This is a genomic window from Xanthomonas nasturtii (assembly GCF_023337365.3).
GTDB classification, from domain to species: domain Bacteria; phylum Pseudomonadota; class Gammaproteobacteria; order Xanthomonadales; family Xanthomonadaceae; genus Xanthomonas; species Xanthomonas nasturtii.
Window position 1 is genome coordinate 4,823,731 of record NZ_CP142084.2, and the last position, 6,917, is coordinate 4,830,647.

Annotated in this window: 5 protein-coding genes; all 5 read right to left on the reverse strand. The window is 64.7% G+C overall.

Going from position 1 to position 6,917, the window contains the following annotated elements; genetic code table 11:
* Positions 1–24: 24 nt before the first annotated feature.
* Positions 25–1,365 (reverse strand): tRNA uridine-5-carboxymethylaminomethyl(34) synthesis GTPase MnmE, encoded by a 1,341-nt coding sequence (mnmE, locus tag M3O59_RS21110; RefSeq protein WP_116906010.1) that lies wholly within the window; start codon positions 1,363–1,365, stop codon positions 25–27.
* A gap of 159 nt (positions 1,366–1,524) precedes the next feature.
* Positions 1,525–4,227, reverse strand: coding sequence for a polysaccharide deacetylase family protein (locus M3O59_RS21115; protein WP_116906019.1), 2,703 nt, complete (start codon positions 4,225–4,227; stop codon positions 1,525–1,527).
* A gap of 84 nt (positions 4,228–4,311) precedes the next feature.
* Positions 4,312–6,033: a membrane protein insertase YidC gene (gene yidC / locus M3O59_RS21120; protein ID WP_064629575.1), complete on the reverse strand. Its 1,722-nt coding sequence runs from the start codon at positions 6,031–6,033 to the stop codon at positions 4,312–4,314.
* 25 nt (positions 6,034–6,058) lie between these two features.
* Positions 6,059–6,496 carry a ribonuclease P protein component gene (rnpA, locus tag M3O59_RS21125; protein ID WP_081419453.1) on the reverse strand — a complete coding sequence of 146 codons (438 nt, stop codon included), beginning with the start codon at positions 6,494–6,496 and terminating at the stop codon, positions 6,059–6,061.
* A 38-nt stretch (positions 6,497–6,534) separates the two neighbouring features.
* On the reverse strand, positions 6,535–6,675 hold the full coding sequence (gene rpmH, locus M3O59_RS21130; RefSeq protein WP_002805908.1) for a 50S ribosomal protein L34: 141 nt from the start codon (positions 6,673–6,675) through the stop codon (positions 6,535–6,537).
* Positions 6,676–6,917 lie beyond the last annotated feature (242 nt).

Here is a 6,917-nt window from a genome sequence, read left to right on the forward strand (position 1 = left end):
TCGCTGCACTTTGCGTAGGACACATCACTTCCCGATACAAAAACTCGAAAAGATCTTACCCAGCAATTCATCGGCGCTCAGCTTGCCGGTGATCTCGCCGAGCGCTTCGTGGGCCAGGCGCAGTTCTTCGGCGGCCAGTTCGAGTTGTTCGAAACCCAGTTCCAGGTCGGCGGCGTCCGCGTGATGTTCGGCGCGACGCAGTGCTTCGACGTGCCGGGTGCGGGCGGAGAATTCGCCATCGACACTTTCCACGCGGTCGCCAAGCGCAAGCTCGCGCAGGCGGGTGTGCAGCTGCTCCAGTCCCTGCCCGGTCACTGCAGAGACTGCGATCGCATTGGCGTCCAGTGGTGCGGGATTGTTGAGCAGATCGCACTTGTTGTGGATCCACAGCTGACGCGGCACTGCATCGATGGCATCGCCAATCGCGTCGCGTGCGGCTTGCGGGTCGCGTGCATCCAGCACCACCAGCGCCAAATCGGCGCGCTGCACTTCTGCGCGCGCGCGGCGCATGCCTTCGCGTTCGATGGCATCGCCGCCATCGCGTAGCCCGGCGGTATCGACCAGGGTCAACTCGAAGCCGTCGAGCTGGATGGACTCGTGCAAGGTGTCACGGGTGGTGCCGGCGACATCGGTCACGATCGCCCGATCGCTCCCTGCCAGCGCGTTGAGCAACGAACTCTTGCCGGCGTTGGGCGGGCCGATCAAGACCGCATGCAGGCCGTCGCGCAACGTGCGTCCGCGTTCGGCATCGCGCAGCAACTGTGCGAGCAAGGTGCGCGCCTGGCTCAGGCCATCGCGTACCTGGTTACCGCCCAGGGTATCGAGCGGCTCATCGGCAAAATCGATGGCCGCTTCCACATGGATACGCAAGCGGGTCAGGTTGTCGGCGAGCGCATCGACACGCCGCGAAAACACACCGTCCAATGCGCGCCGTGCCGCACGCGCCGCACGCAGATCGCCGGCCGCGATCAAGTCGGCGATGGCTTCGGCCTGCGCAAGATCGAGTTTGCCGTTGAGAAACGCGCGTTCGCTGAACTCACCGGCACGTGCCTGACGCGCGCCCAGTTCGATGCAGCGGGCAACCAGCTGCCGCAGCAGCACCGGGCTGCCATGGCCCTGCAGTTCGACGACATCTTCGCCGGTAAAGCTGTGCGGCGCGTTGAACCACAGCGCGATGCCGTCATCGATCACCGCTCCCTGCGCATCACGGAAGCGCGCGTAGTGCGCGTGCCGTGGCTGCAGACGCGCAACGCCCAGCTGCCCTGCGATCTGTACCGACTGTGGCCCGCACAAGCGCACGATGCCCACACCACCGGTTCCGGCAGCACTGGCGATGGCAACGATGGTGGAAGTGGAAGACGACATGGACACTGCTCTGACATGGAGAAAAGAGAAAACGTGGGTTTGACACGATGCGCGCTCAGCGGCGTATCACGTGTCCATGGGTCGTTCTAAATCACGCACCCATTGCAGCAATCGCGTACTCCCGGCAACGGCACGCACAGTGTCGGCCATCACCATCCGTCACAGCGATTGCAGCTGCGCGCGCGCCTGCGCAGCGCCGCTGCCCTGCGGCTGCAATTCCAGATAGGTGGAATAGGCCTTGCGTGCCTTGTCGCGATCGCCGGCCTTTGCGTACGCATCGCCGAGATTGAGATAGGCCACCGCGCGCGACGGATCGATTTTCAAGGTGTTTTCCAGCCAGCGCGCCGATTCGGCGAAACGCCCCTGACGGTAATACACAAAGCCCAGGTTGTTGGCTGCCAGCGCGAAGTCCGGACGCAGTTTCAGCGCTTCGGCAAATTGCTCGGCCGCGTCGGCGTAGCGCTTTTCCTTGTACAGCTGCAAACCACGTTCGTTGGCCAGCTGTGCGCGCTGGCGGTCGCTGCTCTTCACCACGGTGGGCAACACCAGCGTGGCTTGGCCGCCTTGCAGGGTTTTCACCGTGACCGGCGCCGCAGCCGCCACCGCACCAGCTGCAGCGGGCGCAGGCCGTGTGGCATCCACGCGGCTGTTGAGCGCAATCGCATCGGCAGACAATTGCGCGGTATCGGCAGTGAGGAATTCTTCGCCGCTGGGCACCTGGAATACGAACTCGCCGCCCTGCGATCCGGGCAGGCTGCCGAAGGCCGGTATCTGCGCCGACACCGCCGACACCGCAGGCGCCACATACGCCGCCAGCTCGGTGCCGGTGATCAAGCCATCGCCGTTGAGGTCGCCCTTGCCGGCCAATGCCTGCAACAGCACCCAGGTGAGTACCGAATGCCCGTTCGGGCCGCTATCGGCCACCTGTTGATCGGCTCCGCCGGCAGTGAGCATCTGACGCGCGATGCGCCGTGCGTTCTCGCGCAGGTATGCGCTGGAGCTCGGCCCGCCGCGCGTCAACCCCAACCCGCTGTAACAGGCATCCATCACGAACAGGACGTGCTTGGCCTGCAGGCTTTCGGCGATGTTCTGCAGGTCGCTCATCGCGATCGCATCGCTGGCCAACTGCTCCGGGTCCGAATCGACCGGAATGATGTAGCCCAGGTCGCGCCCGGACGCCAGCCGGCGCGTGGCGCCATGCCCGGCGAAGAACACGAACACGCGGTCGTTGGTCTGCGCACGGCCTTCGCCGAGGCGGTCATGAAAGGCGGCAAGAATATTGTTGCGTGTCGCCTCGCCGTTCTTGAGCACGATCACCTGCGACGAGGGAAATCCCAACGGGCCGGTCAAGGTCGTGGCGATCGCCTGCGCATCGTTGGCCGCGTATTCGAGCTTGGGCCAATGCGCGTAATCGTCGATGCCGATCACGATCGCCCACGACTTGGCATAGCCGGTGGTCACCGTCGCATCGGCCACCGGGCTGGACGCGCGCGCCAACGAAAAGTCGCGGCCATTCCAGCCGGCGAACTGGTAACCGTCGGCAATCAAACGATCAAGAATCTGCGGCAGCGCCTTCACTGCGCGGTCGTGGATGTCATGGAACAGCACGATGCCGCGCTGCTCCTTGTTCACCTGATCCAGCACGCGTTGCACGATCGACTCGGGTACCGGGTCGGCCCAGTCCATCGAATCGATGTTCCACATGATCGATTTCAGGCCGGCCTCGCCCAGCAACTGCAGGCCCTCCGCATTGCGTGCGCCATACGGAAACCGGAACAGCGGCGCACGCGTGTCGTCCACCGCGCGCAATAGCGTGTCGGTATCCAGCACCTGGCTGCGCAGCGCATCGCCGGTGGTCTTGGACAGCTGCGCATGGGTCAGGCTGTGGTTGCCCACCGCATAACCTTCTTCCATCAGCGTGTGGCTGATCTTGGATAACGGCGTGAAGTTGGGCTTGCCCTGCGCGTCCAGGCTGCCCAGGTTGCGCCCCACTTCGAAGAACACCCCGGGCACGTCGTAGCGCTTGAGGATCGCCACGATCTCTTCGGTGTAGGCCTTGTGCGGGCCATCGTCGAAGGTCAGCACCACCGTCTTGGGGGGCAGGTCGCGGCCAAACACTTCGCTGTCGCTGTCGCGCGCAGAGAACGGGTACGGCTCCACCACCCCTTGGTCGCGCAGGATGGTCTCGCGCGTGTACAGCGTGCGCAGATGCGCCACGTAGTCGTCCCACTTCTCGCGCTTGGGCACGATGGCACGGCTGCGGTCGAAGCGGCTGAAGATCTGCGTCAGCTCCTTGTTGTAGCTGCGTTCGATCTCGTCCAGCGCCTCCAGGTCCTCGCCGATACGCTGATGCAGCTTCACCGCCGGCAGTGCAGAGTTGCGGCCGATGCGCGTGTGCAGGTCACGCAACACTTCGGCGAACGCCAGGCGGTCGGCATCGTAGAGATCCGGCGCCGATTCCACCTCGTCCAGCACCGCGGCAATCGTCGCGAACCGGCTCGCCTGCTTGGCCGTCAGGACTGCTTCGAACGATGCTGCGATGCGCTCGCGCTGTTCGAGATTTTCATGGAACAACTGCTGCCCCACGCTGCTGGAGGTGGCGCGATCGCGTGGGGTCTGTTTGCCCTCATCGGCGAGCAACACGATGATGCGGCGGTGCCGGTCCAACTGTTCGCGCAGTTGCGCGATCAATGCGTGCACGGCGTCGCCGGCCTTGTCTGCCGGCGTGGCTGCGGCCGCGGCAGAAGACGGCTTCGCAGCGGAAGCTGCCTCGCTGGTGTCGTGTTTGCCGCAGCCGGCCAGCGCAAGCATTCCGACGCAACTTGCGCACAGCAACAGGCGATGCAACGGCCATGTGGTCACGACGGCGTCCTTGGCGAGGGAGACAACAGGCAGCAGATGCGGGCTGACATGCAGAAAGCCCGCCTTGCGGCGGGCCTTCTTCAATTACTTGGCGTTGGCCTGGATGATCTTGCTCGGCTTCTCGCCGTGCTGGCGGATCATCCACCACTGGATCAACAGACCCAGGCCGCCGTTGACCACCCAGTACAGCACCAGACCGGCCGGCATGAAGGCCATCATGACGCCGAACACCAGCGGCATGAACTGCATCATCTTGGCCTGCATCGGGTCCATGCCCGGGGTCGGGGTCAGCTTTTGCGTGGCCCACATGATCGCGATGTTGAGCACCGGCAGGATGAAGTACGGGTCGCGCGCAGTCAGGTCCTGGATCCAGCCCAACCACGGCGCCTGGCGCAGTTCCACCGACTCCACCAGCACCCAGTACAGCGCGAAGAAGATCGGCATCTGGATCAGCAGCGGCAGGCAGCCGCCCATCGGGTTGATCTTTTCCTTCTTGAACAGCTCCATCGTCGCCTGCTGGTACTTGACGCGATCGTCGCCATAACGCTCCTTCAACTGCGCCAGGCGCGGCTGGAAGCGGCGCATCTTGGCACCGGACTTGTACTGCGCGGCCGACAACGGATACAGCGCCAGGCGCAGCAGCACCACCAAGCCGATGATGGCCCAGCCCCAGTTATGTAGGAAGCTGTGCAGATGGCTCAGCACCCAGAACAGGCCCTGGCCGATAATGGCCATAATCGAGAAGCGGCTGTAGTCGACCACGCGGTCCAGCCCCTTCACGTCTTCCTTGGCGATCAGGCTGACCAGCTTCGGGCCCACCCACAGGCGCGCCTCGGTGCTGGCAGTCTGGCCCGGTGCCACGGTGAAGGCCGGGCCACGCAGCTCGGCCACGTCACGCGGGCCGTCCTGGTTCAGCACATACAACGAGGCCTGGTCTTTCTGCGGAATCCATGCGGTAAAGAAGTGGTGCTGCAATAGCGCCACCCAGCCGCCGGTGATCTGGCGATTGAGGCCGCCATCGTCCATGTAGTCCTTGAACGCGCGACGCTCGTAGCCTTCCTGCGGGCTGTACCAGGTCGCCCCGTTGAAGCTGAAGGAATCCGGGTTGGTCATGCCGCGGCTGAGGATGGTCGGCACCCGGCTCAACTTGCGGAACACATAGCCGTTCCACGGCGCGCCACTCTGGTTGATCACCTCATCCTTGATCGAGATCGCATAGCGACCGCGCTCCAACGTGAAGGTGCGGCGGATCGACACGCCGTTGGGGCCATTCCATACGAACGGCACCACCAGGGTGTTCTGGCCCTTGGCCAGTTCGAACGCCGTGCCCGGCTGCTCGGCGCGGAAGCCGCCCACGCCCGGCACCGGCGAATGCTCGCTGGCCCAGCCGCTGGTGGCGTTATACGGGTGCGCCGCATCTTCGGTCAGCAGGCTGACCGGCGCGGTGCCGTCCTTGGTTTGCGGGAACTGCAGCAGTTCGGCATCGAGCACGCTGCGGCCATCCAGTTTCAGGCGCAGCACGTCCGAGGTCAGCGTCACCACCGGTGCTGTACCAGCAGCGGCCGGCGTCGCGGCGGTGGTGCTGGTCGCAGGCACCGCACCGGGCGCGCCTGCCTGCGGAATGGCCTGCGCCGCGGGAACATTGGCGCTCGACGCTGCCGCATCCAGATCACGCGCCGCCGGGACCGATTGCGTGGCAGCTGCAACAGGCGCATTGGCAGCTGCCTTGTCCTTGCCCCACTCCATCCACAGCAGCGCCGCGACCATCAGCCAGGCAAAAATCAGGAAAACACGGGTCTGGTTCATCGGGCAGCAACTCGCTCAGTCGGAACTAGAGTTCCGGCTCTGTCGGGGAAAGGGAGGATGGGTGCATCGTCCTGGCGGGCGGCATTGTGCCGGGCGCAGCAGGCAGGGGCAATGCGCCGGCACGGCGCAGCAGACGCAGGAAAGCGTCGCGAATCTGTGGATTGGTCGCTTTTGCCGCTGCCGAGCGCGCCACGATCACGTAATCGCCACCGGCCAGCTCGGGCAGCAGATGCCGCATGGCATCGCGCAGCACGCGTTTGATGCGATTTCGGCCCACCGCACGCGTATCGACCTTGCGCGACACCGCCATGCCCAGGCGCGGCGGCGTATCGCCTGTGCGCCAGTGCAGGCTGAGCAACGGGTCCGAGGTACGACGTGCAGTATCGAAAACGACCGTATATTGCGCACGCGTACGAACCCGCGCAGAGCGAGGAAATCGCCTGCACGGGTTCGATGCGTTCACGTTAGGGACTGCCTCGGCCGCAGCGAGCGGCGCGGCAATCAAGCGCTCAGGCGCTTGCGGCCCTTGGCGCGGCGGCGAGCCAGGATCTTGCGGCCGTCGGCGGTTGCCATACGTGCGCGGAAGCCATGGTCGCGTGCTCGCTTGAGGTTGCTGGGTTGGAAAGTACGCTTGGTGGCCATGGGGCCCTCTGCATGGATGGAGACGAATAGAACCGGAAATTCTATAGGAGCGCGGCGGGCCGGGTCAACTCCCTGCGTGCTTTAGCGACTGTGAGGTTGCGCACGCCCTGTGGATGGACCTGTGAATAAGTCTGGGAAAACCCTGCCCTCGGTGCTAGTCTGGTCCATCCTCTTTTCACTACCGGGCTGCGAGCACGGCGCTTTCCTGCGCGCCGCAGCCAGCAACAGATGATCACACTTTG